The organism is Micromonospora sp. IBHARD004 (genome assembly GCF_052814115.1).
On the sequence record NZ_CP199934.1, the window covers coordinates 6,552,936 to 6,578,492 of the forward strand.

The 25,557-nt window shown below is 74.1% G+C and carries 19 protein-coding genes; 10 read left to right on the top strand and 9 right to left on the bottom strand.

The annotated features are described in order from the left end of the window. Positions 1 to 46: 46 nt before the first annotated feature. Positions 47 to 2,473: a penicillin-binding protein gene (locus ACTWO6_RS31935; RefSeq protein ID WP_446217371.1), complete on the bottom strand. Its 2,427-nt coding sequence runs from the start codon at positions 2,471 to 2,473 to the stop codon at positions 47 to 49. A gap of 402 nt (positions 2,474 to 2,875) precedes the next feature. Here ACTWO6_RS31935 and ACTWO6_RS31940 point away from each other — a divergent pair, with 402 nt between their 5' ends. Beyond that, a complete protein-coding gene (locus tag ACTWO6_RS31940) occupies positions 2,876 to 3,196 on the top strand; it encodes a WhiB family transcriptional regulator (protein ID WP_130329724.1) in 321 nt (106 codons plus the stop codon). A 10-nt stretch (positions 3,197 to 3,206) separates the two neighbouring features. Here ACTWO6_RS31940 and ACTWO6_RS31945 read toward each other — a convergent pair whose 3' ends face one another. The 3 genes from ACTWO6_RS31945 to ACTWO6_RS31955 are packed head-to-tail and all read right to left on the bottom strand — an operon-like array spanning position 3,207 to position 6,007. Then, the gene (locus ACTWO6_RS31945; RefSeq protein ID WP_446217372.1) at positions 3,207 to 4,358 is read right to left on the bottom strand and encodes an ArsA family ATPase; all 1,152 of its coding nucleotides are present in this window, start codon (positions 4,356 to 4,358) and stop codon (positions 3,207 to 3,209) included. A 54-nt stretch (positions 4,359 to 4,412) separates the two neighbouring features. After that, complete coding sequence (locus tag ACTWO6_RS31950) at positions 4,413 to 5,378, bottom strand: ArsA-related P-loop ATPase (RefSeq protein WP_446217373.1); 966 nt, start codon at positions 5,376 to 5,378, stop codon at positions 4,413 to 4,415. Between the two features lie 26 nt (positions 5,379 to 5,404). After that, on the bottom strand, positions 5,405 to 6,007 hold the full coding sequence (locus tag ACTWO6_RS31955; protein WP_446217374.1) for an Rv0361 family membrane protein: 603 nt from the start codon (positions 6,005 to 6,007) through the stop codon (positions 5,405 to 5,407). Between the two features lie 367 nt (positions 6,008 to 6,374). On the opposite strand from ACTWO6_RS31955, the gene ACTWO6_RS31960 reads away from it, so the two are divergent. The 6 genes from ACTWO6_RS31960 to ACTWO6_RS31985 all read left to right on the top strand — a co-directional run bounded on the left by ACTWO6_RS31960 (position 6,375) and on the right by ACTWO6_RS31985 (position 13,763). Beyond that, entirely contained in the window at positions 6,375 to 6,530 is a 156-nt protein-coding gene (locus ACTWO6_RS31960; protein ID WP_013289021.1) for a DUF4177 domain-containing protein, read from the top strand. Positions 6,531 to 6,535: 5 nt separating this feature from the next. Beyond that, the gene (locus ACTWO6_RS31965) at positions 6,536 to 6,997 is read left to right on the top strand and encodes a RidA family protein (RefSeq protein WP_446217375.1); all 462 of its coding nucleotides are present in this window, start codon (positions 6,536 to 6,538) and stop codon (positions 6,995 to 6,997) included. 117 nt (positions 6,998 to 7,114) lie between these two features. Beyond that, complete coding sequence (locus ACTWO6_RS31970; protein ID WP_446217376.1) at positions 7,115 to 7,951, top strand: MBL fold metallo-hydrolase; 837 nt, start codon at positions 7,115 to 7,117, stop codon at positions 7,949 to 7,951. After that, complete coding sequence (locus ACTWO6_RS31975) at positions 7,948 to 11,520, top strand: adenylate/guanylate cyclase domain-containing protein (RefSeq protein ID WP_446217377.1); 3,573 nt, start codon at positions 7,948 to 7,950, stop codon at positions 11,518 to 11,520. Before ACTWO6_RS31970 ends, ACTWO6_RS31975 begins: the two co-directional genes overlap by 4 nt. A gap of 161 nt (positions 11,521 to 11,681) precedes the next feature. After that, entirely contained in the window at positions 11,682 to 12,206 is a 525-nt protein-coding gene (locus ACTWO6_RS31980; RefSeq protein ID WP_446217378.1) for a hypothetical protein, read from the top strand. Positions 12,207 to 12,236: 30 nt separating this feature from the next. After that, positions 12,237 to 13,763 (top strand): protein kinase domain-containing protein, encoded by a 1,527-nt coding sequence (locus tag ACTWO6_RS31985; protein ID WP_446217379.1) that lies wholly within the window; start codon positions 12,237 to 12,239, stop codon positions 13,761 to 13,763. Here ACTWO6_RS31985 and ACTWO6_RS31990 read toward each other — a convergent pair. Then, a complete protein-coding gene (locus ACTWO6_RS31990; protein WP_446217380.1) occupies positions 13,750 to 14,076 on the bottom strand; it encodes a hypothetical protein in 327 nt (108 codons plus the stop codon). The two genes, ACTWO6_RS31985 and ACTWO6_RS31990, sit on opposite strands and share 14 nt — an antisense overlap. 391 nt (positions 14,077 to 14,467) lie before the next feature. Between ACTWO6_RS31990 and ACTWO6_RS31995 the strand changes: the two genes are divergently transcribed. Both ACTWO6_RS31995 and ACTWO6_RS32000 read left to right on the top strand, forming a co-directional pair. Continuing rightward, positions 14,468 to 15,700, top strand: a complete 1,233-nt coding sequence (locus ACTWO6_RS31995) for a GH25 family lysozyme (RefSeq protein ID WP_446217381.1) — start codon at positions 14,468 to 14,470, stop codon at positions 15,698 to 15,700. A gap of 235 nt (positions 15,701 to 15,935) precedes the next feature. Continuing rightward, positions 15,936 to 16,964 carry a tetratricopeptide repeat protein gene (locus ACTWO6_RS32000; RefSeq protein ID WP_446217382.1) on the top strand — a complete coding sequence of 343 codons (1,029 nt, stop codon included), beginning with the start codon at positions 15,936 to 15,938 and terminating at the stop codon, positions 16,962 to 16,964. 18 nt (positions 16,965 to 16,982) lie between these two features. On the opposite strand, the gene ACTWO6_RS32005 is transcribed toward ACTWO6_RS32000, so the two are convergent. Next, positions 16,983 to 17,945, bottom strand: a complete 963-nt coding sequence (locus ACTWO6_RS32005; RefSeq protein ID WP_446217383.1) for a hypothetical protein — start codon at positions 17,943 to 17,945, stop codon at positions 16,983 to 16,985. Further along, complete coding sequence (locus ACTWO6_RS32010; protein WP_446217384.1) at positions 17,942 to 18,322, bottom strand: hypothetical protein; 381 nt, start codon at positions 18,320 to 18,322, stop codon at positions 17,942 to 17,944. Before ACTWO6_RS32010 ends, ACTWO6_RS32005 begins: the two co-directional genes overlap by 4 nt. A gap of 187 nt (positions 18,323 to 18,509) precedes the next feature. Between ACTWO6_RS32010 and ACTWO6_RS32015 the strand changes: the two genes are divergently transcribed. Then, on the top strand, positions 18,510 to 22,277 hold the full coding sequence (locus ACTWO6_RS32015; RefSeq protein WP_446217385.1) for a CHAT domain-containing protein: 3,768 nt from the start codon (positions 18,510 to 18,512) through the stop codon (positions 22,275 to 22,277). 6 nt (positions 22,278 to 22,283) lie between these two features. Here ACTWO6_RS32015 and ACTWO6_RS32020 read toward each other — a convergent pair whose 3' ends face one another. Beyond that, positions 22,284 to 23,447, bottom strand: coding sequence for an acyl-CoA dehydrogenase family protein (locus ACTWO6_RS32020; protein WP_446217386.1), 1,164 nt, complete (start codon positions 23,445 to 23,447; stop codon positions 22,284 to 22,286). Further along, positions 23,444 to 25,498 (bottom strand): acetyl/propionyl/methylcrotonyl-CoA carboxylase subunit alpha, encoded by a 2,055-nt coding sequence (locus tag ACTWO6_RS32025; protein ID WP_446217387.1) that lies wholly within the window; start codon positions 25,496 to 25,498, stop codon positions 23,444 to 23,446. Before ACTWO6_RS32025 ends, ACTWO6_RS32020 begins: the two co-directional genes overlap by 4 nt. Between the last annotated feature and the right edge of the window lie 59 nt (positions 25,499 to 25,557).

A 25,557-nucleotide genomic window follows, 5' to 3' on the forward strand; every position in this document is an offset into this window, starting at 1 on the left:
ACGGGCGGGCACCCCTCGTGGGGTGCCCGCCCGTCCGTGTCACGGGTCAGCCGCGTGGTCGCCCGGGGCGGGTCGGCGGTGTGCCGGGCGGGGTGGCGCCATCGCCGGGGGTGGACCCGCCACCGGCGCTGACCTCGATGGTGACCACGCCGCCCTTGATGGTGCGGCCGTCCGGGCTGGTGCCGGCGGCGGTGTCCTTCGGACAGCTCGACGGGACCTTGCTGCTGGAGACGACGGGGTCGAACCCGGCGCCGCGCAGCCGCGACTTGGCGGCCTCGATCGGCTGGCACTTCACGTCGGGGATGGAGCGCTGGTCACCCAAGATGATCTTCCCGCTCGGCGGGGTGAACTCGATGCGCTCCTTGTGCTTCATCGCGTCGCGCAGCGTCTCGTACACCGCCGGGTTGATGCCGTTCTGGACGTCGTGGCCCATCTTCTGGTTGGTCTGCGGCCAGTCCGGGTCGGCCATGATGCCGGCCACCGCGTACTGCTTGGTCATCGCGACCAGGGCGGAGGTCTTGTCGGAGTCGGTGGTGCCGGACTTGCCGGCCACCGGCGCGCCGACGATCCCGTGGACGTTGCGGGCGGTGGCCCCCTTGCACTTGGAGGTCGCGGAGTGGTCACCGACCGGGCAGCGGGCGGCGTCCACGGCGGCCCGGGCCACCTCGGTGCTGATCCGCTGCTCGCAGTGCGGGTTGGCGATGTCCAGCTTGTCGCCGTCCGGGCCGCGGATCTCCTGGACCGGGATGGGCTCGCAGTACTTGCCGTCCGCCGCCAGGGTGGCGTACGCGTTGGCCAGCTCCAGCGGGGTGGTCTGGGAGACGCCGAGGCTGAACGCGCCCCACTGGTGGGCGTAGTCCTTGGTCGAGGCGAACCTGGCGTCCGAGGGTGCGCGGAAGGTGATGCCGAGCTTCTGCGCGACCTTCACCACGTTCTCCGCGCCGACCTGCTGCTGGAGCGGGATGAAGTAGGTGTTGACCGACTGGCCGAACGCGCTCCACATGTTGTGCACGCCGGTCATGCTGGCGCTGGCGTTCTTCGGGCAGTAGAAGTGGGTGCCCTTGCAGGCCGCCGGGTTGCTGGAGTCGATGATGTATTCCGACTTGAAGAACGGCTGCGCGTTGATGGTGTAGCTGAGCGGGATGCCCTTCTCCAGGGCCGCCACCATCGCGAACATCTTGAAGGTCGAGCCGGCCTGGTACCCGGTGATGCCGGGTCCGCCGGTGACCAGCGGGTTGACCGTGTTCGGGTAGTTGCCCCGGATCTTCTTCTTGGCCTTCTTCGGGTCGCTGGAGAAAGCGTTCTGCGGGTGCTTCGGGTCGTCGATCTTGAAGTTGCGGTTCACCGCGACCGCCCGCACCCGGCCGGTGCCCGGCTCGATCGCCGCCACCATCCGGGCCGCCTTGCTGTTCTCCTTCAGGTGATTGCGGACGGCCCTGTCGGCGCCCTTCTGCGCCTGCACGTCGAGCGTGGTGGTGATGGTGTAGCCACCGCTCTTCAGCCGGCGCTCCCGGTCGTACGAGGTCGAGCCGAACGTCTCCTGCTGCAGCCACCAGCGGTAGAAGTAGTCGCAGAAGAAGCCCCAGGTCCGCTGGTTGGTGGCGACGCAGCCGTTCGGGGTGCGCTTGTCGTTGACCTCCAGCTTGATCTTCTTGGCCTGGTCGGCCTGCGCCTGGGTGACCGCCCCGATGTCGACCATGTTCTGGATGACGTAGTCCCGCCGGGCCACCGCCTCGGGGTAACCGGCCTTGGTGGTCGGGTCGAACGCGGTCGGCGCCTTGACCATGCCGGCGAGCATGGCCGACTCCTGGATGTCGAGCTTGCTCGGCGGCTTGCCGAAGTAGACCTGGCTGGCCGCGAAGATGCCGTACGCGCCGTTGCCGAAGGCCGCGATGTTCAGGTAGCGCTCCAGGATCTCGTCCTTGGTGAGCTCCTTGTCGATCTGGAGCGCGTAGCGCATCTCGCGCAGCTTCCGGGCGCTGGTGTCCTCGGTCGCCGCGACCACGTCGGCCGGGTGCGTCGCCGAGTACGCGATGGCGAGCCGGACGTACTGCATGGTCAGCGTCGACGCGCCCTGCCGGGAGTTGGCACCGGACTGGTTGTTGACGAACGCCCGGGCGACACCGTTGAGGTCGACGCCGTTGTGCTTGTAGAAGTCGTGGTCCTCGGCCGCGATGATCGCCTTCTGCATCAAGGGCGAGATGTCCTTGAGCTTGACGTCCCGGCGGTTCTCGTCGTACATCGTGGCGAGCGGGGTCTTGCCGTCCGAGGCGAGCAGATAGGTGATCTGCGGCGCCCGGGCCACGGTCAGCTCCTTGGGCAGGGCGCCGAAGGTTTCGGCGCCGGCCTTGGCGGCCAGCCCGGACATCGCCACCGCGGGGAAGGCCGCCGCCGCGACCACCACGCCGGCCAACAGGCCACAGATCAGCAGCGATGCGGCGTTGGTGAAGACATTGTGGTCACGTTTCCGCATCCAGGTCACCTCGACAGGGTACGCGAGTAGGGAACGAGGGGCGCTGGGGCGTTCTTTCCCCATTTCCTGCGCGCGCCGACCTCGTTGTGCTAAACGCACGAACCCCGGTGCGTGGTTGCGTGAACCCGCCAACGAGTCTCCTCCGAACGGGGGAGCCGCGCAGCGTTTTCACGGACCCCGGCGGGGTAGACGGCGGGCGAAGGCCCGGGAAGCCGGGAGTGTCCGGAATGATGGATTTCGCCGACAACGTTGCGTAATCGGGCGACTACAGAGCATGATGGTGGCGGCGACAGAGCCACACGTCGTCCGTGCCTCCTTGGGGAAGGACGGGCCGGACGACCGGGGGGAATCGACGGCTGGTCGCGCGAAGTCGGTAGGTACTGCAAGGGGGGACGTGTACACATGGGCATGATCACTGACTGGCCGTCGCTGGCGGCATGTCAGAACGGGGACCCGGACGCGTTGTTCGTACAGGGCGCCGAACAGAACGTGGCGAAGAGGATCTGCCGGAGCTGCCCAGTTCGGTACGAGTGCCTGGCCGATGCGCTCGACAACCGGATCGAGTTCGGGGTGTGGGGCGGCATGACCGAACGCGAACGCCGGGCGCTGCTGCGCCGCCACCCGCAGGTGACGAGCTGGCGCAAGATGTTCGAGGCCGCCATGAAGAAGAACGCCAAGGAGAAGGCCGGCAAGGACAAGGTCCTGGTGACCGCCGCGAACTGACCGCCGCGCCTCAGGCCCGGCTGATCGCCGCGCCGATCGTCCGCAGCCCGTCGACGTCGTGCACGTCGGCGGGCTGCGCCGTCACCGACACCGCCGGCACCGCCGGGAACGCCTCCGTGAACTGGGCCGCCACCCGCTGCTCGCGGACCGCCTGCTGGGCCAGCGCGGCGTGGGCCCGCAGCACGTCGACGGTGCCCTCGTGGCCACCCAGCTCGGTCAGCCGCTCCGCGGCGGCCAGGCTCTCCGCCGCGTCCAGCGACGTCACGGCCGGACGGTGGACCCGGTTGAGCACCAGGCCGGCCAGCGGCATCCGCTCCTCCCGCAGCCGCCCGGCGAAGTAGGCGGCCTCCCGGACCGCGTCCGGCTCGGGCGCCGCCACCAGCAGGAACGCGGTCTCCCGCGCCTGCAGGATCCGGTACGTCTGCTCGGCCCGCTGCCGGAAGCCGCCGAACATGGAATCCAGCGCGGCGACGAAGCCGGACAGGTCGGTGAGCAGCTGCGCGCCGATCACCTTCTGCACGACCTTCGAGAACATCCCGAAGCTGGCCGTCACGAGGCTGAACATGCTCCGCCCCCCGCTGCGCGCCGGGGCCAGCAGCAGCCGCAGCATCCGCCCGTCCAGGAAGCGGGAGAGCCGGGCCGGGGCGTCGAGGAAGTCCAGCGCCGAGCGGGACGGCGGGGTGTCCACCACGATCAGGTCCCACTCGCCCCGGGCGTGCAGCTGCCCGAGCTTCTCCATCGCCATGTACTCCTGCGTGCCGGCGAAGGTCGAGCTCATCGCCTGGTAGAAGGGGTTGGCGAAGATCTCCGCCGCCTTCGCCGGGTCGGTGTGCTGGAGCACCACGTCGTCGAAGGTGCGCTTCATGTCCAGCATCATGGCGTGCAGCTCACCGCCGCTGGCCTCGATGTCGATGCCCTTGACCTGGCGCGGGGTGTTGTCCAGCTCGGTCAGGCCGAGGGACTGGGCCAGCCGGCGGGCCGGGTCGATGGTCAGCACCACCGTCCGCCGGCCGTGCCGCTCGGCGGCGCGCAGCGCCAGCGCGGCCGCCGTGGTCGTCTTGCCCACTCCGCCCGCCCCGCAGCAGACCACTATCCGTACGCCGGGGTCGGCGAGGATCTGGTCGACGTCCAGCGGGGGCGCCGCGTCTTCGGAAGGCACCAATCGAGCGTATCGGGCTGAGGGGTGTCTCTGCTCCGTGCCGGCCGCAGGTGTGAGTCAATCCGCCCGGACGAGCACCCCGGCCAGCATCTCCAGCGCGGCCCGGTCGACCCCGTCGGGCAGCAGCGGCAGCTCGGTCAACGGCACGCCCAGCTCCACCAGTTCGGCGCGCAGCGAATCCTCCAGCTCCCGGCGGACGAGCTGGTCCCGGGCCTCCCCGGCCAGCCCGGCCACGGTGTCCCGGTCGACGGGCAGGCCGGCGGCGAGCAGGCCCCGCTTCAGCTCGGCCTGGCTCAGCGCCCGCCCCGCCGGCACCGGTGGCCGGGCGCCGTTGACGATCACCCGACCGACCGGGAAGCCGAGCTGGGTCAGCTCGGTGATCGCGTCCACCGTCTCCTGGATTGGCATCTCCTCCAGCAACGTCACCACGTGCACCGCGGTCATCGGGGAGCGCAGCAGCGCGGAGACCCCGTCGCTCTGGGTCTTGATCGGGCCCATCTTCGCCAGCCGGGCGGTCTCCGCGGTGACGTTGAGGAACCGGCCGATCCGCCCGGTCGGCGGCGCGTCCAGCACCACCGCGTCGTACGTCCGGCGCTGACCGCTGGTGCGGGTGGTCGCCTCCTTCACCTTGCCGGTGAGCAGCACGTCCCGCAGTCCCGGCGCGATGGTGGTGGCGAAGTCGATCGCGCCGAGCTTGCGCAGCGCCCGGCCGGCCGCGCCGAGGTGGTAGAACATGTCCAGGTACTCGAGCAGGGCCTCCTCGGCGTCCACCGCCAGGGCCCGTACCTCGCCACCGCCGGGGGCGTCGGCCAGGTGCCGTTCCTCGTACGGCAGCGGGTCGGTGCCGAAGAGCTGGGCGATGCCCTGCCGCCCCTCCACCTCGACCAGCAGCGTGCGCCGGCCGCCGGCGGCCAGGCCGAGGGCCAGCGCCGCGGCCACGCTGGTCTTGCCCGTGCCGCCCTTGCCGGTCACCACGTGAAGGCGGGACGGCCAGTCGTCGGCCCGCTGCTCAGCTGCTCGCACCCGTCGAGCCTATCCAGCCGCCGGACTCAGGCGACCTCGCAGACCCACCAACCCGTCTTCTGCACCACGGTGAAGCGCAGCTCCTGGTCGGCCACCTTCTCGTCGGAGGTGGTCATGGTGACCTTGGTGGTGACGGTGGCCCGGTCGCCGGTCTGGTTGTCCACCTTCGGGGTGGTCCACCGGAAGCGCGGGTTCTGGTACTCCGCCGCGTACTTCTGCACCTCGGTGACCTTGCCGGCGATCTTCTTGTCGTCCCGGGATGCGGAGCAGACGAAGGTGGCCGCCTTCCTGGCGTCCCGGTCCTTGTAGACGGCGGTGAGGAAGCCGTCCACGGCGACCGCCGGCTCCTTGGCGCCCTGGCCGTCCTCGGTGTCGCGCAGGGTGAGGAACGCGGCCGTGCCGCCGCCGCCGCAGAGCAGGATGGCCGCGGCCAGCACGATCGAGGCGATCAGCAGGCCGCGCCGCTTCTTCGGCGGCGCCGGGCTCTGGTACGGCGGGTAGCCCGCAGCCGGCGGCGGCGGGAACGCACCGGGTGCCGGTGCGGCGGCCGGCACGGCCCCGGCCGGCGGCTCCGGGCGGAACGGGCCGCCGGGCGAGCCGGTGGCGCCACCGATGGGCGGTTGGGTCATGTCTTTCCCCCGGGGTGCGGCGCCGTCGCCGCCCCAGGGCGACGAACGCGTGATCGAGCGTGGCGGCCGAGCGTGGGTCGCCCGTCCGACGGGAAGGGTAGCGGTCGATGGGCGACTTGCCAGCCCCGCGTGGGTCCGCGGCCCTCGCGGGGCGCCCTCACCAGCCGTGGACGTGAGCCGGACGGTGCACCGGGTCTTCTGCGACCTGCTGCTGCCGGCCCGCGGCCGTGCCCGCAGCGCTACGACCACGCGGGCCCCTGCGGTGAGCTGCCCGTGGCGCCCGAGCAGCGTCCCGCACCCAGGCCGCCGTCCTGACCGTAGTCTGTGCCTGGAAGTTGTCCATGTCAGGCAAGGGAGCCTTCACCCGATGCAGAAGTGGGAATACGCCACGGTCCCGCTGCTGGTCCACGCGACCAAGCAGATCCTCGACAACTGGGGCGAGGACGGCTGGGAGCTGGTCTCCGTGGTTCCCGGCCCGAACCCGGAGCAGCTCGTCGCCTACCTGAAGCGCCCGAAGGGCTGACGGGCATGAGCAACGGACCGCACGCGAAGCTCGCGGAACTCGGCCTGAGCCTGCCCGAGGTGGTGCCGCCGGTGGCCAGCTACGTGCCGGCCGTCCAGTCCGGGCAGCACGTCTACGTCTCCGGCCAGCTGCCGATGGCGGAGGGCAAGCTGCTCGCCACCGGCAAGGTCGGCGCCGGGGTCTCCGCCGAGCAGGCGAAGGACCTGGCCCAGCGGTGCGCGCTGAACGCCCTGGCCGCGATCGACTCGCTGGTCGGCCTGGAGAACGTCGTCAAGATCGTCAAGCTGACCGGCTTCGTCGCCAGCGCGCCCGGCTTCACCGGCCAGCCGGGCGTGATCAACGGCGCCTCCGACCTCTTCGGCGCGGTCTTCGGCGAGGCCGGCCGGCACGCCCGCTCCGCGGTCGGTGTCGCCGAGCTCCCCCTGGACGCCCCCGTCGAGGTAGAGGTCATCGTCGAGGTCGTCTGACGCTCCGTACCCGCGATCTTGCGGATGTCGCCCCGCGAAAGCCCTGAACGGGCACGAATCAGGGGCCGGAGCTGCAAGATCGCGGGGACCGGCGGGCGGAGTCGTACGATCGCTGCCATGGGCGGGCATGTGACCGAGGCGGCGGGGGCGCTGGCCGACGAGTTACCCGGGTGGGTGACGCTGCTACGGGCGCCGAACCCGGGGCCGATGACGCTCGACGGCACCAACACCTGGGTGCTCCGGGCGGCCCCCGGTGAGCCGGCCGTGGTGGTCGACCCCGGGCCGGCCGACGAGGACCACCTGGCCCGCATCGCGGCGCACGGACCGGTCGGGCTCGTGCTGATCACCCACGGGCACCCGGACCACACCGAGGCCTCCGCCCGCCTGCACGAACTGCTCGGCGGTGCCCACGTGCGCGCCGCCGACCCCGCGCACACCATCGGCGGCGAGCCACTGGGCACCCCCGGCGGCCACCTCGGCGGCTTCGGGGTGGAGATCCACCTGCTCCCCACCCCCGGACACACCGCCGACTCCGTCTGCTTCCTGGTCGAGCACGAGGACCAGCGGGTGGTGCTCACCGGCGACACCATCCTGGGGCGGGGCACCACCGTGGTCGCCCACCCCGACGGTCACCTCGGTGACTACCTGGCCAGCCTGGAACTGCTCTCGACGTACCGGGGGGTCCCGGCGCTGCCCGGGCACGGCCCGGCGCTGGCCGACTGCGGCGCCGCCGCCGAGTTCTACCTCGCCCACCGCCGCGCCCGGCTCGACCAGGTCCGAGCGGCGGTCGACGCGGGCGCCACCACCGCGTCCGAGGTGGTCGAGCGGGTCTACGCGGACGTCGACCGGTCGCTCTGGTGGGCCGCCGAATGGTCGGTCCGGGCCCAGTTGGAGTACCTCGGGGTCGAGCCGCGGGAATCCGGCGCCGGGGGTGCGGAGTTGAAGCAGCCGTGACCTGCCCGGTGTGTGGAACCGTCGCCGTACCCGGCGCGCGGTTCTGCCACAACTGCGGCGCGGCGCTGCCCGCCGCCGCCACGCTCCCCGCCGCCGAGCGGCGGGTGGTCACCGTGCTCTTCGGCGACCTCTCCGACTTCACCTCCTGGTCCGAGGACCTCGACCCGGAACGGGTCGGCGCGGTCACCGACCGGGTGCTCGCCGCGCTCGCCGGCGCGGTGAAGACCTTCGGCGGGCACGTCGACAAGCTCACCGGCGACGGGATCATGGCGGTCTTCGGCGCGCCGGTCGCCCACGAGGACGACGCCGAACGCGCGGTCCGCGCCGCCCTGTCCATGCAGCGGGCGGTCCGCCGGGTGCTCGACGACGAGCGCGGCGGCGGCGCGCCGCTCGGCCTGCGGGTCGGCCTCAACACCGGCGACGTGATCGCCGGCATCCAGGCCGCGATCGAGTACACGGTCATCGGCGACACGGTCAACACCGCCGCCCGGCTCGCCGACGCCGCCGCCGTCGGCGCGGTCTACGCCGGCGCCCGCACCTCCGCCGCCACCCGGCACGTCGCCTCCTGGCGGGCGCTGCGGCCGCTGCGGCTCAAGGGCAAGCGCGAGCCGGTCGAGGCGTACGAGCTGCTGGGGCTGCTGGACGCGCCGGGCACCCGGTCCGGCCTCGGCGACGAGGCGCCCTTCGTGGGCCGGGAGACCGAGATCGGCCGGGTCGCCGGCCGGCTCGCCGAGGTGATCGACCGGGGCGAGCCGAGGGTGCTGCTGATGACCGCCGAGGCGGGGATCGGCAAGTCCCGGTTCGCCGCCGAGGTGGAACGCCTCGCCGCCGGCTACGACGTCGGGGCCGGCCGGTACGCCGCGCACACCGGCGCGCGGGTGCTCTCCGTCCGCTGCGCCGCGTTCGGCGAACGACGCCGGCTCGCCCCCCTGGCCGACCTGGTCCGGGCGGCCGTCGGCCTGCCCAACGACGCGGCCACCGCGCTCACCCGGCCGGCCGTGGAGGAGCGGCTGCGCCGGCTCGGCCAGCGGCTCGGCCGGCTCCCCGGCGACCCGCCCCCGATCGCGACCGACCAGCTGCTGGCCCTGCTCGGGTACGCCGAACTCCCCGCCGCCGCCGAGAACGGCGAGTGGAACGCCGCCGCCCCGCCGCCGGACGCCGAGGCCGTGCCGAACGCGGTCGCCGGGCTGCTCAGCGGGCTCGCCGTCGAGGCGCCGCTGGTGATCGTGGTGGACGACCTGCACGACGCCACCGCCGAGACCATCAAGGCGCTCGCGCTGACCCTCAACCGGCTCAGCGGCCCGGTGCTGGTGCTGCTGCTCGGCCGCCCCGAGCTGGTGCGTACCGCCGGGGCGCTGACCCGGGTCGCGGACGCCGAGGTGCACGCGCTGCCCGCGCTGCGCGGTGCCGACGCCGCCCGGCTGCTGACCAGCTACCTCAGCGGCGGGAAGCTGCCGCCGGCCGACGCGGACCAGCTGCTCGCCACCGCCCAGGGCAACCCGTTCTACCTGGCCGAGCTGGTCACCCTGCTCCGCGAGCGCGGCGCCCTGACCGCGGGCGCGGACGCCGGCTGGCGGCTGGTCCCCGGCTCGCTGGGCAGCCGGCTGCTCTCCCGGGACCTGGCCGCCGTGCTCGCGGCCCGCATCGACGCGCTGCCGGTGGACGCCCGCTCGGTGCTGCGGGACGCGGCGGTGGTCGGCGACACCGTGCCGGCCGGTGCCCTGGAGGCGCTCCGCGAGCAGCGCGCCGGGCGGGACGGCCGGCCGGCGGCGGTGGTCGCGGTCGAGCTGGACCGGGCCGTGGAGGAGCTGCTGCAACGCCGCATGCTGCACCGCACCCGCACCGGGTACGCGTTCGCGACGCCGCTGATGCGGGAGGCCGCGTACGCCGGGGTGAGCAAGGCGGAGCTGGCCGAGCGGCACGCCGCGCTGGTCCGCTGGGCCGCGGCCGAGACCTCCGGCGCCGACCCGACGGGCGGCCCGCCCGGCGGCTTCACCGGCACCGCCCGGGACGACTTCGTCGCCGAGCACGTCGAGCGGGCCGCCACGCTCGCCGACGCGGTGAAGCTCCGCCCGGACGCGCCGGCCCGCGCGGTCGTCCCGCTCGGGGTCGCCGCGCTGGGCCGGGCCGCCCGCCGGTCGCTGCGCGCCGGGGAGCCGGCCCTCGCCATCGAGTACGCCGAACGCGCCGCCGAGCTGGCCCGCGACGGCGTCCCGCTGGCCGACCGGGTGGTGCACGCCCGGGCGCTGCTCCAGATCGGCCGCCCGGCCGACGCGCTCGCCTTCGCCGAGAAGATCGCCGCCAACGCCGGCGACGCGGCGACCCGGGCCAGCGCGCTGCTGCTCGCCGGGCAGGCCCACCAGACCCTCGGCGACCAGAGCCGGGCGGAGTGCTGCTGGCAGGAGGCGTTGCAGGTGGCCACCGCGGGTGAGCTGCCGACGCTGCGCGCCTCGGCGATGCGCCGGCTCGGGATGGCCGACTTCATCGCCGGCCGGCTGGGTCAGGCGAGCAGCCGGCTCGCCGCCTCCTACCAGGTCAGCCTCTCCGCGAAGGACCCGCGCGGGCAGGCCTGGTCGTTGCAGAACCTGGCCTGGGTGACCACCACCCGGGGCGACTTCGCCGGCACCGACGCGGTGCTCGGCCGGGCCGCCCGGCTCTTCGCGGAGCTGAAGGACCCGTACGGGCGGGCCTGGCTGCGCGGCACCACCGCGTTCGCCCGGCTGCTCGCCGGCCGGCTGCGGGAGGCCTGCCGGCTGGCGCAGGTCTTCCTTCCGTTCGGGGAGCGGGTCGGCGAGGCGTGGGCGGTCGGCACGCTGCGCGCGGTCGAGGCGTACGCCACCGCCGAGCTGGGTGAGCTGGCCGAGGCGGACCGGGCGGCGCGGCAGGCGTACCGGGAGTTCGCCGAGGTCTCCGACGACTGGGGGCAGGGCTTCGCCCTGGTGGTCCGGGGCGTGGTGGCGCGCGGGCTGGGCGAGTCGGAGCACGCGGCCGACCTGCTCACCGACGCGTTCGCGTACGCTGACCGGACGTCGCATCCGCTGCTCACCGGGATGGCCGGCACGTTGCGCGGCTTCGTGGCGCTGGACCTGGGCGACTGCGACACCGCCGAGCGGAGCGCCCGTGCGGTGCTGACCACGGTCGAGCCGCACAACCCGCAGGCCCCCGCGCAGGTGGGGCCCCGGGTGCTGCTCGCGATGGCCCGGCTCGCGGCGGGTGACTCGGCGACCGCGGTGGGGCTGCTCGCCCCGGTCGCCACCGCCGCCGCGAGCAGCCCCTCGCTGCTCTTCTCCCGCCGGCAGACGATGGCCCGGTACGCCTCCGCGCTGCTCGCCCACGGCCAGCGGGAGCAGGCGCTGGACTGGGCGCAACGGGCGGTGGTCGCCCCGGCGGAGGACGTCCGCAGCCAGGTCGTCGCCGCGATGGTGCTGGCCGAGGCGCTGGCCGCCTGCGGCCGCCCGGTCGAGGCCCTGGCCAGCGCCGACGAGGCGGTACGCCTGGCGTACGCCACCGAGCAGCGCAGCGAACGCCCCGCCGCCGACGTCCTCCGCGCCCGCCTCGCCCTCCCCTGACGCGCCCCACACCCGCGATCCCGGTGCGAACTCAGCGCCGGGCCGGGCCGGGGCGGCCGGAGGTTTGGCGGTTCCGGGGATGTGGGCGTCAGGGGTGGCGGCTAGCGTGTGTCTGATCGAAACGGCCGTCCACGGTGGTGGTCGCGGGTTGGGGAGGACAGATGAGGCTGCCGCGCTCCGGCGCCGGCTGGACGATGGCCGTCTTCGGCGTCCTCGCGTTGCTGCTGGGTGCGCTCGGGTTGATCTGGCCGGAGGTGCAGCTGCGGCTGCTCGGCTTCGAGGTGCCGGCCACCCGTGCGCGCGGCGACTACACCGGCACGTTCCTCACCGCGTCCTCGATGGCCTCGTTCAACATGGGCGTCTACTACCTGCTCGCCACCGCGACCGAGTGGCGGCCCTTCTACCGGTTCACGGTGGTCTTCCGGCTCGTCACGTTCACCGTCTTCACCATCGCGGTGCTCTCCGACGTCGCCCCGGGCCGGTTCTTCGGGGTCGCCGCCTGGGAGGGGCTGGGCGCGGTCGCCACCGCGGTGGGCCTCTGGTGGGACGCCCGCCGCGCCGCGCCGGCGGTGGACGGCATCGACCCGGTTGAGCGGGCCGGCGCGGCCGACGGCGACGCCCCGGCCGGGTCCGCGGCGGCGGACGACGCCGCAGGTAGCGCGCCAGCGGCTGGTCCGGTCCACTGAGCCGACGGTGGAGACAGGTATTTTCGAGCCGTGACCGACACCCCGCCCGGCGCCCGTCGGCTCCCCATCGTGCCCGGTCTGACCGATCTGGAGGTCTTCGCCCGGGGCGGCTACGCCACCGTCTACCGGGCCACGCAGATCTCGGTGGGGCGCGAGGTCGCGGTCAAGGTGGAGAACCGCACCCTGGACAGCGAGCGGGACCAGGCGCGCTTCCTGCGTGAGGCGCGGGCCGCCGGGAAGATGTCGTCCCACCCGCACGTGGTCGACCTCTTCGACGTCGGGGTCACCGTCGACCAGCACCCCTACCTGATCATGGAGCTCTGCGACGGGTCGTACGCGGAGCGGATGCGGACCTCCCCGCTGGGTCCGGCGGAGGCCCGTGACCTCGGCGTCAAGATCGCCGACGCGCTCGCCCACTCGCACGCGGCCGGGGTGCTGCACCGGGACGTCAAGCCCGCCAACATCCTCTACTCGCACTTCAACCCGGCGGTGCTGGCCGACTTCGGGCTGGCGGTGCTGGCCGAGGTGCGGGACGCCTCGGTCACCCTGGAGGTGCTCACCCCGGCGTACGCGCCGCCGGAGATGTTCAGCCACAGCCCGCCCTCACCGGCGGTGGACGTGTACGCGCTCTGCGCGACCCTCTACGCGGTGATGCACGGCCGGCCGCCGCGCTGGCAGTCCGAGCGCAACCCGAGCCTGGTCACCGTGCTGGAGATGTTCCACCAGCCGATCCCCGGGCTGCCCGGCGTGCCGGAGGAGCTGGTCGACGTGCTGCGGGCCGGGATGGACAACGACCCCGGCTCGCGGCCGTCCGCCGTCGAGCTGCGCGGGCTGCTCGCCGCGCTCCCGCTCGACCCGGGCGCGGCGCCGGTCTCCGGCGCCCCGGTCTCCGGCATCCCGGTCAGCGGCGGCGCCACCGGTCCGCACACCGTCGGCCGGACGGGGCAGCCGGCCCAGCGCCCGCCGACGGAGGACGCACACCCGACGGTGCCGACGCCGGTGCGGCGGTGGCGGCGGCGGTGGTTCCTCGGCGGTGCCGGGGTCCTCGCGCTGGGCGCCTCCGCCACCGCCGGTGCGTGGCTCGCCGGGGGCGCGCCGGCGGTGGTGTCGCCGACGCCCGTGGCCACCGGGGTCAGCGTGTCGGGTGGCGGAGCGGACGTGCTGCCGGGCTGCCGGGTCGGCTCGTCCGGCGTCGACCTGCCGGCGGGCGCCCGCTGTGCGTCCGGGTTGGAGTGTTTCGGGCCGGTCCGGCTGCGCGGCGCCCGGGCGGAGGCGGCCCGGATCCCCTGCGACGGCCGGCACACCTGGGAGACCTACGCCGAGGGGGAGCTGCCGGACGCGCTGGTCGGGGCGGGGCACGCGGCGATCAGCGCCGACCCTCTCATCCGCGGCGTCTGCAACGCCCGCACGTTCCGGCTCACCAGCGGCATCCGGTACCAGGCCGGGTGGAACCTCGAGGTGCTGCCGCCGGCCGGGTCGGACGGCGACCGGACCTACCGCTGTCTGGCCGGGCGCGGCGTGGACGCGCTCGCCGCGCCGACGCTCACCGGTCGCTGATCCCGTTCACCGACCGGCTGTCCCGCACCGCGCGCGGGTCCAGCGCCTCCAGCGTGTCGGCGTCCACCCCGTAGCCGCCGGGCAGCGGCTGCCCGGGCGGCGGGTGGGCGGCGGTCGGCGTGGCGCCCCGGCTCTCCCGCGCCGCGGTCACGGCCACGCCCGCCGTCATCGCGAGCAGCACGAGGACCAGCGCCAGCACCACGGCCAGGATGCCGTCCGGGCGCCAGATCAGCATGGTCGCCAGCAGGGCGACCGTGGCCAGCGTCGCGACGGCGGCACGGAAGCGCGCGTCGGGCTTGGGGAACAACCTCACCCGACAAGCATGGCCCAGGTCATCCGGCTGTCAACCGCAGGACCGGTTCGCCCGAGGAGAAGTGCGCGCTGGCGTCCGGCGTCGTCGGCACGCTGACCGTCCGCTGACGGGACCCGGGGTACGGCGGGCGATCGGGCGCCCGCCGTACCCCGGCCCATTCTCGGACGGGCCGCGCCTCTTCCGCGCGGCCTCCTTGCCGGATACCGCCCGGACCGGCGAGCAGAGCCGAGCCGTCCGGGACACCGCGCAGGCACCTCGTCGGGCTAGAGTACGACCGCACCCCGCTCCGGCCGATCCCCTCGGCCGAATGCGATGCGTGTACTGACGCCGTGATCCGCCATCCGCGACCGGCGGTCGTCGACTTCCCGACGAAGGAGATTCGCGACCTATCATGTCAAGAAAATGGATTTCGGTGCTGATGTCCGCCGGGCTGGCTCTCGGCGCGACGATCGGCACGTCACAACCGGTGAATGCGGCCGGCTCCACTCCCGACGGTGGTGGACGGGCGAACGCCGGAGTCAACCCGGGCGCGCGCACCAGCTCGCTGTCGGCGAGCGCCACCACCCCGGCCGGCTACACGATCCGTGGCATCGACGTCTCGAGCCACGACCACAACCTCGGCCCGATCGACTGGCCGGCCGTGGCGGCCAACGGGTACAAGTTCACGTACATCAAGGCGACCGAGGGGCGGACCTACCTCAACCCCTACTTCGCCGAGGATTACCGTGCGGCCAAGGCGGCCGGGCAGCTCGTCGGTGCATACCACTTCGCGCGCCCGGACAGCCGCGACCCGATCACCGAGGCGAATTTCTTCATCGACAACGCGCAGTTCGCCAAGGACAGCCAGACGCTCGTACCCATGGTGGACATCGAGTGGCCGTACTGGAGTGGCGCACCCACCTGCTACGGGCTGACCACGACCGAGTTCTCCAACTGGATCCGGGCTTTCAGCAACCAGGTCAAGACACGCATCGGTCGGGTGCCGATGATCTACACCAACACTAACTTCTGGAACCCGTGCACCGGCAACAACGCGACCTTCGGCGATCACCCGCTGGACATCGCCGGCTACACGACCACCCGCCCGCCATTGCCGGCCGGCTGGACGAAGGAGACCGTCTGGCAGTACGCAGCCGGTGACCCCAGCCAGCCCGCGAACTACAGCCAGAACGTGTTCAACGGCGACTATGAGGCCCTCACCCGACTCACCGGCGCTCCGGCGGCCGCGGCGCCGGTCGCGTTCCGCGCCCGAGCCAACAGCCGCTATGTCGTGGCCGAGAGCGCCGGAGCCAAGCCGCTGATCGCCAACCGGACCGCGATCGGGCTGTGGGAGCAGTTCGACATGATCGATGCGGGCGGCGGATTCGTCGCTCTCCGCTCGCGCGCCAACGGTAAGTACGTGGTGGCGGAGAGCGGGGGTGCCATGCCACTGATCGCCAACCGGACGGCGATCGGCTCGTGGGAGAAGTTCACGGTCATCAACAACTCGGACGGCACCATCAGCCTCCGGGCCAACGCCAACGGCAGGTACGTGGTGGCGGAGAGCGCGGGGGCCAAGCCGCTGATCGCCAACCGGACGGCGATCGGCCCGTGGGAGAAGTTCGACAAACTCTCCACCTCGTGAGCCGCTCGGCCACCTCGAGGGCGCCTACGCCGGCCCGTTCGACCGGCGCGCCAGCGCCCCGGGGGTGGTCGGCGACAGCTGGGGGCGTCCCGCCGGTGGTCGCGCCGCTGCCGCTGTTCGGCACGCTTACCGTCCGCTGACGGACCCGGGGTACGACGGGCGATCGGCCGCCCGCCGTACCCCGGGCCGCGGTTGGAGCGTTTTCAGCCGAGCGTCCGAATGGGACGATGACGGGATGTCGACGCTCGCGATACCCGATGTGACCTATCTCGACGGGCATCCCCGCCGGGCGGACGAGACACCGGCGCTCACCGCCGTCTTCCACCGCTCCGGGATCGTGCTACGCCGGCGGGTACGTCGGTTCCTGATCTTCCGCTGGCCCCACCTGCGCGGCCTGGAGGTGCGGACCCCCAGCTTCCTCACCTTGGCCATGACCTCCGTCTGGTCGAGGGACGACGGTGGCTCGTTTCTGCACTTGCACCTGGACCACGGGGTCTGCCGGTTGTACGTCGGCGGCATCGACTCCCCGGCGCTGCGGGCGCTGCTCGCGTCCTGGGTGGCGCGGGAGGCGGACCCGCCCCAGCCCCTGCCGGCCATGCCGCCGCCACCCGCGCCCGCGATCGCCGATCCGCTCGACGCGGTCCGCCTGTCCCTCGACGTCTGGCGGGCGTCCGGCCTCGGTAGGGAATCGCTCCACAGCCGCAGCACCCTGGCCTGCCGGCTGGACCTCGCCGAGGATCACCGCCGGTGCGGACGCTTCACCGAGGCCATCGCCCTGCTCGAACCCCTCGCGGCCGGCGCGGCGCAGGCGTTCGGCCCGGTCGACGAGGACACGCTGAAGGTCCGTAACGCGCTCGGGCAGGCGTACCTCGCCGCCGGGGACGTCGACGACGGGCTGGACGTGCTGCGGGAGGTCGTGGTCGCGGCCGAGCATCTGCACGGCACCGACGGCGAGCTCACCCTGGTCTTCCGGAACAACCTGGCGGTGGGATACCAGCAGGCCGGCCAGTACGCCCAAGCGATCGAGCTGCACGAACAGAATGTCCGCTACAGCGAGCAGCAGCACGGGCGCGACGACCTCCAGACGGTCGGCCGGCGGAACAACCTGGCCGCGACCCTGGCCTTCGCCGGGTACCGGGAGCGGGCGATCGGGTTGTACTGGGGTGTTCTCGATGCGCTGCCGGGCGCCGACCGTAACCACAGCCTGGCGGTGACCGCGCGGCAGAACCTGGCCATCCTGCACAACCCGTCCTGGAAGCCGTGACGGCCCGAGGGTCGGGGGCTACGGGTGCGGCAGCGACCGCGGCGGGTGCGCCGTCGCGGCGGACACCGCCCGCCGGGAGCGCGGCACCAGGTCGTCCTTGCGGGCGATCGCGGTGATCTGCGCCCCGATCTCCGCAGTGAGCCGGCCCGGGCAGGACAGCCCCAGCTGGACCGCCAGGTCCCGGCCGTGCAGGTCCACCGCGGCTTCGACCAGGTCGGTGTAGACGCCGACGGCCAGACGCGCCCGGTACCGGGCGGTGAGCAGGGCCGCGAGGCCGATGACCAGGGCGGGCCACCAGAACGCCGCGAGGACGGTGTACAGCACGCCCCACCCGGCCAGCCGGGCCGCCGACGCACACCGATCCTGGACGGCGGCCAGCTCGCCGCGTACTTCGTCGGGGAGGACCAGCCACAGTCGCGGCCACACGGTCGCCAGGTCGACCCGGTAGCTCCGGTGCACCCGGGCGTCGGCCGCGTGCAGCCGGTCGCCGATCCAGGTGGGGCGTTCCGGCTCGACGAGGCAGACCGCCGCGCGGCGAGCGATGGCCCGGCGGGCCCGGGCGCGCAGCGCGGGGTCGGCGGTGTCCGCCAGCAGCGCGCGTTCCGCCTCCGCCACCTCGGCGTCCGCCTGCTCCCACCGGCGGCGGCGCCGGTCGGCGAGCCGGCGCAGCACCGGCACGGATCCGCCCAGGCTCCAGGTCCACGTGACGAACACGCCCACCGCCTGGGCGGTGAGGCCGGCCGCCGCCGCGCCGAGCAGGAACGCGGCCACGGCGATCAGCAGCGCGGTGCCGCGCCCACCGGCCGGGGCGGCGGTCACCCCGCCCAGCCGGACCGGCAGGGCCCGGAGGTCGACGGCGTGCTGGTGGCCGAGGACGTGGGCCAGCACCACCGCGCCGGCGAACAGCGCCCCCGGCACCATCAGCGCGACGGTCCACCGGGTCACCAACTGCTTGCCCAGCTCGGCGAGGAACGCGTTCACAACGGGATCCGGGTCTCCACGAACGGTGCGCCCGTCAGCGCGCACGCGGGCGGCTCGTCGGCGCCGACCGGCACCGACCGGGGACACGGCCGCGGGCTCGGGCAGGTCCACGCGGTGACCGTCGGATGGCCACCCCCGCCGGGCCACGGCTCGAACCCACGGACGCCGGTGGTGAGCCCGTCGATGCCGTTGCGGGCGAACGCGGCGTCGAGGCGGTCGAGGTCGTCCGCCAGGTGCGCGTCGACCCGTCCCTGCCCGACCGCGGCGGCGATCCGGTCCAGCACCTCGACGACGCCGTACCGCTCGGCGTGTTCGCGTAGCTGCCCGCCGACGGCCTGGCCGCACAGCCTTCCGACGCGGTGCGCAACGAGTTCCACTGCCGCTCCCCGTGCCTCGGTCGGCCTCTCCCGCTGCCACAGTAGCGACCCGGGCAAGGCGCCGGTGTCCTGTCTGGACGGCGTCGCCCGCTTCCGCCCGCCGTCGCCGGCCGGCAGGATCAGGGGGAGCCGAGGCGATCGCCGCCCGACACCTCCGCACCGGCCGCAGCGACGGAATGGAGAAGCGATGTCGCGATGGACCATCGGCGCCGCCCTGCACCGGGCCACCGCCGTGATCGCCGAGTACGAACGCACCGGGAATCCGGTGGTCCTGTGGCACACCGACCTCTCCGCGGAGCAGCAGAGCCTCGCCGCCGCGGTCGGTGACCGCGGAATGGGACGGCAGGCGGCGCAGGCGCTGGCGCGACTGCACTGGTACCGCTATCTCGACCTGCCCGGGGTCGACGGCCTGCGGGAGCGCCGCGCGGCGGTCGACCTGTTCCGCCGGCTGCACCGCCGGGGCCCGGACCTGGTACCCGAGCCGCTCCGGGGCGAGTGCCGGGAGGCCGATCGGTCCGGCGCACCGGAGCTGTCCGACGTCCTGTTGAGCCAGCAGCAGGCCGACCGGATCGCGCGTCTCCGGCAGCGGCACCGGGCCGGCTCGGAAAAGGCCCTCCGGATGCTCGTGACGCTGTATCAGGAGTGGCTTCCCCAGCTGGAACGGGAGCGCGACGGGGCGGCTCGGCTGCTCCGCGCCGCGCTGCTCACCGATCTCGCCGAGGCGCTCGCCACGCTCGCCGAGGAGGTCGGCGACGCGCTGACGCTCGACGATGCGTTGGACACCGCCACCAGGGCGCTGGAGGCCACTTCGGCGCAGGACCCGCACCGGATCCACCGTCTCGGCCGCCGCGGCCGCCTCCTGGAGCACTACTTCGACCGGGGCGCCGGCCCCCGGGCCCTGGAGCTGGCCGTCGGCGAGTACCGGCGGGCGGCGCAGCTCGGCTGGCAGCGGCATCCCACCGACCCGACCGTGGTGGCGCGGCTCGGCGCGGCGCTGTGCCGGCTGCACGAGATACCGGAGCTGGCCTCGGTCGAGATCCTGCTCGAGGCGACCGCCGCCTGGCGCGACGCGGTCCACGCCGCCTCCGCGGACCAGCCCGCGATGGCGTCGGCTCTCGAGCGGCTCAACACCGTCGCCAACCAGTTGGCGGACGCCGTCGGCCCCGACCCGGTACTCGCGATCGTCACCGCGGCCGACCAGCCCGACGTACTCGACCAGCTGCTGCGCCGTGCCGAGGAACGGGCCGCCCGGATCACGGTCGACGCCTCGCCACCGGCGCTGGCCGAGCGGTACGAGTCGGCCGCCGTGCTGTTCGCCGCGGTGCCCGCCTTCCACCCGGCCCGGCCGCAGGCCCTGCTGCTGCTCGGCGGGGCCGAGCGTGATCGCTGGGAGCACGGCGGCGAGCTGAGCGGGGCCGGGCGGGCGGCGACCTGGGCACAGTTGGCCCTGGACGCCGCCGGACCGCGGCACCCGTCGCGGCGGCAGGCGCTGAACCTGCTGGCGGGCAGCGCCGCCGACGCGGGACTGCACGGCGGGGCCGAACAGCTGGTCGAGGTCGCGTTGTCCGCCGCCCGGGCGGCCCTGGAGCTGACCGACGAGCAGCCGGACGAGCGCCCGCACCAGCTCGTCGTCCTGGCCGGTACCTTGTCCGACGCCGGCTGGCAGACCCGCGATCCCGAGACCCTGGACGAGGCGCTGCAGCACCAGCGGGAGGCGCTGCGGCTCACGCCCCCGCAGCACGAGTCGTACGCGTTGCGGCTGATGGGCCTGTCCAGTCTGCTCGTGCGCCGCGACGCGCTGGCACCCGACGACGGTCTCCTCGCCGAGGCGGTGGAGGTCGGCCGCCGCGCGGTTGCCGCCCTGCCCGACGGCGATTCCCGCCGCGTCGGGTTCCTCTACAACCAGGCGAGCAGCGTGACCCGGCACGCCGTGCGGCGGAAGGACCAGGCCGCCCTGCTGGAGGCCGAGGGCACCTTCCGGGAAGCCCTCGCCCTGCTGCCGCCGGACCATCCGGACCAGCCGCGGATCCGCAGCACGGTCGCCGACGTGTTGTACCAGCGATACCGGCTCGGCGGCGACCTCGACGTCCTGTCCAACGCCGTGGACCTGGCCAGGGCGGCGGTCGAGGAGACCCCGACCGACCACCACTGGTGGCCGCTGCGGGCCGAGCTCCTGGCCCGGTCGGCAGCCGACCTGGCGCGATCGGGCGGACCGGACGCCGACCGGGCCCGCGCCGAGGCCATCGCCACGTACGCCGCGCTCGCCGCCTCGCCGCTGGCCGACGCGCAACAGCGGATCGAGGCCGAACGCCAGCAGGCGGGGCTGGCCCGCGAAGCGGCGGACCCGGCCGCCCGACTGGCCGCGCTGGAGCGGGCGGTACAGCGGATGCCGTCCTCGGTCAGCCGGTCGTTGGCCGGCCGGCGCCGGCTCGGCGCCGTCGCGGAACTGGGCGGGCTGGCCGCGGAGGCCGCCGCGGCGGCGATCGCGGCGGGAGACCCGGACGGGGCCGTCGAGCTGCTGGAGCGCGGCCGCGGCCTCCTGTTCCACGAAGCCCTGGGCATCCGCGGCGGCTGGGCGGAGCTGCGGACCAGCAGCCCGCAGCTCGCCGCGGAGCTCGACCGGATCGACCGCGAACTGTCGGAGGCGGACGCCTACACGCACGTCCGAAAGTTCACCATCGAGGTGGAGCGCCGGACGGAGTCCGGCGAGGTCCTGGACTCCAACACGACGGAATGGGATCCCCGACCCGGCTGGGTGGCCCGCACCCGGGAGCTGGCGGTGGAACGGGACCGGGTGATCGAGCGCATCCGCCGGCTGCCCGAGTTCGCCGACTTCCTGCGGCCACCGTCGCTGCCCCTGCTGCGCCAGCGGCTCGCGGGAATGCCGGTCGTCGTCGTCACCACGCACGGCGATCGGGGTGACGCCCTGATCATCCCGCCGGAACCGGACCGGGGCGTGCAGCTGGTCCGGTTGCCCGAGCTGCGGGAGACCGTCGTCCGGCAGCACGTCCAGCGGCTGTCCGCGGCGGTGTCCGACGCGACCGACCCGGCGGTGCCGTTCGACCGGCGCGCCGCCGCCCAGGAAGACCTGCTGGGCATCCTGGCCTGGCTGTGGTACGCCGTCGCCGGGCCGGTGCTCGACCGGATCTCACCCGCGCCCGGTCCGGCTCCCCGGATCTGGTGGTCGCCGGCCGGCACGCTGGCCCGCCTCCCGCTCCACGCGGCCGGGCACCACCGCGAGCCGGGCCGCCCGCGTACGGTCCTCGACCGCGTCGTGTCGTCGTACACGCCGACCCTCACCGCCCTCGCGCACGCCGTGGCGGAGCGTCCGCGCCCACCGACCACCGCCACGGCCGCCGTCGTCGGCGTGCCGACGGCGGGGGACCTGCCCGCGCTGTCGCAGGTCCGCGCCGAGGTCGAGCACGTCGCGCGACTGATCCCGGGTTCGACCGTGCTCGCCGGCACGGCGGTGGAACCGGTCGCCGTCGAGGACGCGTTGCGGGCGCATCCGATCGCGCACTTCGCCTGCCACGGCGAGGCCGACGCCAGCCTCGCCGCCACGCTCAGGGGTGGCCTGCGCCTCGGCAGAGGCAGCACGCTCAGCCCGAGCATGGTGGGCTCGTACCACCTGGAGCGGGCGGAGCTGGCCTTCCTGTCCGCGTGCAGCACCGCCGAGACGCACCCGACGTTCACCGACGAGCCGCTGCACCTGGCCGCCGCTTTCCAGCTGGCGGGTTTTCGCGGTGTTGTCGGCACGACGTGGCACACCACGGACAGCGCCCGGATCGCCGAGGCGTTCTACGCCGGGTTGACGAACGGTGGCACGGAGCCGCCCGACCCGGCCGCCGCGGCGTGGGTGCTCAACGACACGGTGCGAGCCGTCCGTGACGAGTTCCCCTCGACCCCGACCCGGTGGGCCGGGCATCTCCACGTCGGGCTGAACCGACCGCTGTGAGAGCCCTCAGTACGACTTGTCCTGGCCGAGGACGTGCTGGGCGACGAAGTTGAGGATCATCTCGCGGCTGACCGGGGCGATCCGGCCGGCACGGACCGCGCCGAGCAGGGTGGCCACGCCGTACTCGGTGGTCATGCCGGCCCCGCCGAGCGCCTGGACGGCGGTGTCCACGGCGAGCGCGGCGGCCTCCCCGGCCGCGTACTTGGCCATGTTGCCGGAGATGCCGGCCTCCAGGTCCCGGCCGGCGTCGTAGAGGGTGGCCGCCTTGTGGATCATCAGGCGGGCCAGCTCCACCTGGACCGCCGCGTGCGCGAGCGGGTGCGCCACCCCCTGGTGGGAGCCGATGCTCCGGCCGCCCCAGACCTTCCGGGTGGCGGTGTACTCCGACGCGCGCTCGATCGCGTACCGGCCGGTGCCGGCGCCCATCGCGGCGACCGTGATCCGTTCCGGGTTGAGGCCGGAGAAGAGCGCCGGCAGGCCGGCGTCGAGGGACTCACCGACCAGCGCGTCGGCGGGCACCCGCACGTCGTCCAGGTAGAGGAGGAACTGGTTCTCCGGGGAGACGATCTCCATGTCCAGCTTGGAGCGCTCCAGCCCGCGCGCGTCGGTCGGCACGATGAACAGCGCCGGCTTCAGCTTGCCGGTCGCGGCGTCCTCGGTCCGCGCCACCACCAGCACGTGCCCGGCCTCGTCAACGCCCGAGATGTAGCACTTGCGGCCGGAGAGCAGCCAGTCGTCGCCGTCGCGGCGGGCCACCGTGCCGAGCCGGTGGAAGTTCGAGCCCGCCTCCGGCTCGGTGATCGCGAAGACGATCTTCTGGGAGCCGTCCGCGAGGCCGGGCAGGTGGCGCTTGCGCTGCTCGTCGGTGCCGTGCTTGTTGATGACGGTGGCGGCGATCGCGGGGGAGACCACCAGCAGCAGCAGCGGGCAGCCGGCCGCGGCCAGCTCCTCACAGACGATGGCCAGCTCGGTGATGCCACCGCCTCCGCCGCCGTACTCGGTGGGGATGTTGACGCCGAGGTAGCCGAGCCGGCCGGCCTCGTGCCACAGCTCGGTGGTGTGCTCGCCGGCCTTGGCCTTCGCCACGAAGTAGCCGTGACCGTACTTGCGGCCCAGCGCCCGGACGGCGTCGCGGAGCTGGTCCTGCTCGAGGGTGAGGTCGAAGTTCATCGCGGGTCCTCCTCGGGGTTGATCACGGCCAGCACGGCACCGGTCTCCACCTGGCCGCCGGCCGGCACCGGCAGCTCGGCGACCACACCGCCGCTCGGGGCGAGCACGGGATGTTCGAGCTTCATCGCTTCCAGGGTCAGCAGCAGCTCACCGGCGGCGACCCGCTGGCCGACCTGGACGTGCACCCGGGTCACCGCGCCGGGCAGCGGCGCGAGCAGCGACCCGGCGGCCAGCTCCGCGATGGGCAGCGGGAAACGGGGCAGCTCGACCAGGCTCGCCGCCCCGTCCGGGCCGTCCACGAAGATCTCCGACCCCACCCGGTGTACGCGGACCACCCACCGCACCCCGTCGACGTCCAGCACCACCCGGCCCCGGTTGGCCGACACCAGCGCGATGGTCGACGGCTCTCCGGCGGTCCGGAGGTCGGCCGCGTCCGGGTCGGCCGCCTCGCCGGGCCCGCCGTTCCCGGCAGCCGCACCGGAGGTGACGAGCGGTGGGACGGTGGCCCACTCCGCCAGCCCGCCCCTCCGGTCCAGCCGGTAGCGGACCTCGATCTCGCCGTCCGGCCCGACGAAGCGGGTTACCTGCGGGAACGCCGGCACGTTCCGCCAGCCCGACGGGAGCCCGGCGAGCACGGTCGCCTCCGCGCGCCGGCCGGCGGCCGAGGCCAGCGCGGCAGCGAGGGCGGCCAGCGGGACCCGCCCGGCCGGCAGCAGCGGGGCGAGGACCTCCTCGTGCCGGTCCAGGAAGCCGGTGTCGATCTCGACGGCCGCGAACTCGGGGCTGCGCAGCACCCGGACCAGCAGGTCGCGGTTGGTGGTGACGCCGTGAAGTTCGGCCCCGGCCAGCGCGCCCGCGAGGGCCCGGGCCGCCTCGGCGCGGGTCGGCGCCCAGGCGATCACCTTGGCCAGCATCGAGTCGTAGTGCACGCCCACCGCCGAGCCGTCCGCCACGCCCGAGTCCAGTCGCAGCCCCTTCGTCGGGGCGAAGGCGCCGGTCACCCGGGGGACGGCGAAGCGGTGCAGGGTGCCGGTGGCCGGGCGGAAGCCCTGGCCCGGGTCCTCGGCGCAGAGGCGTACCTCGATCGCGTGGCCGTCGGTCGGCGGGGTCGCCGCCGACGGCAGCGGCTCGCCCTCGGCGACCAGCAGTTGCAGCCGGACCAGGTCCAGCCCGGTGACCGCCTCGGTGACCGGGTGCTCCACCTGGAGCCGGGTGTTCATCTCCAGGAAGAAGAACTCCCCGGCTGGGGCGAGCAGGAACTCCACCGTGCCCGCGCCGACGTAGTCGACGGCCCGGCCGGCGGCCACCGCGGCCTCGTGCAGCCGCTGCCGCAGCTCCGGCGCGACGACGGCGGGGGCCTCCTCGACCACCTTCTGGTGCCGGCGCTGGACGGAGCAGTCCCGCTCGCCGAGCGCGACCACCGTGCCGTGGGTGTCGCCGAAGATCTGCACCTCGACGTGGCGTCCGCCCTCGACGTACCGCTCGATGAAGACCGTGCCGTCGCCGAACGCGCCGGCCGCCTCGCGCCGCGCGGAGGCCACGGCCTCGGCCAGCCCGGCGGGGTCGCGGACGATCCGCATCCCGCGCCCGCCGCCCCCGGCGGACGCCTTGACCAGCACCGGGAAGTCGGTGATCTCGTCCGCGTCGGTCCAGGTCGGCAGCATCGGCACGCCCGCCTCGGCGAGCAGCGCCTTCGCCTCCATCTTGTCGCCCATCACGGCGATCGCCTTGGCCGGCGGCCCCACCCAGGTCAGCCCCGCGTCGGTCACCGCCGCCGCGAACTCGGCGTTCTCGGCGAGGAAGCCGTAGCCCGGGTGGACGGCGTCCGCGCCGGTCCTGCGGGCCGCGTCCAGGATCAGGTCGATCCGCAGGTACGTCTCGGCCGGCGTGTTCCCCGGCAGGCGGACCGCCTGGTCGGACTCGGCGACGAAGGGTGCGTCGGCGTCGGCGTCGGAGTGCACGGCGACGGTCGCGATGCCGAGCGCCCGGCAGGTGGCGAAGACCCGGCGGGCGATCTCCCCCCGGTTCGCGACCAGCAGTTTGGTGATCATGCGCGCTGAGCCTGCCTTTCGTTCGCGACTGCGGGACTCCGCTTCGCTGCGTTCCTCGC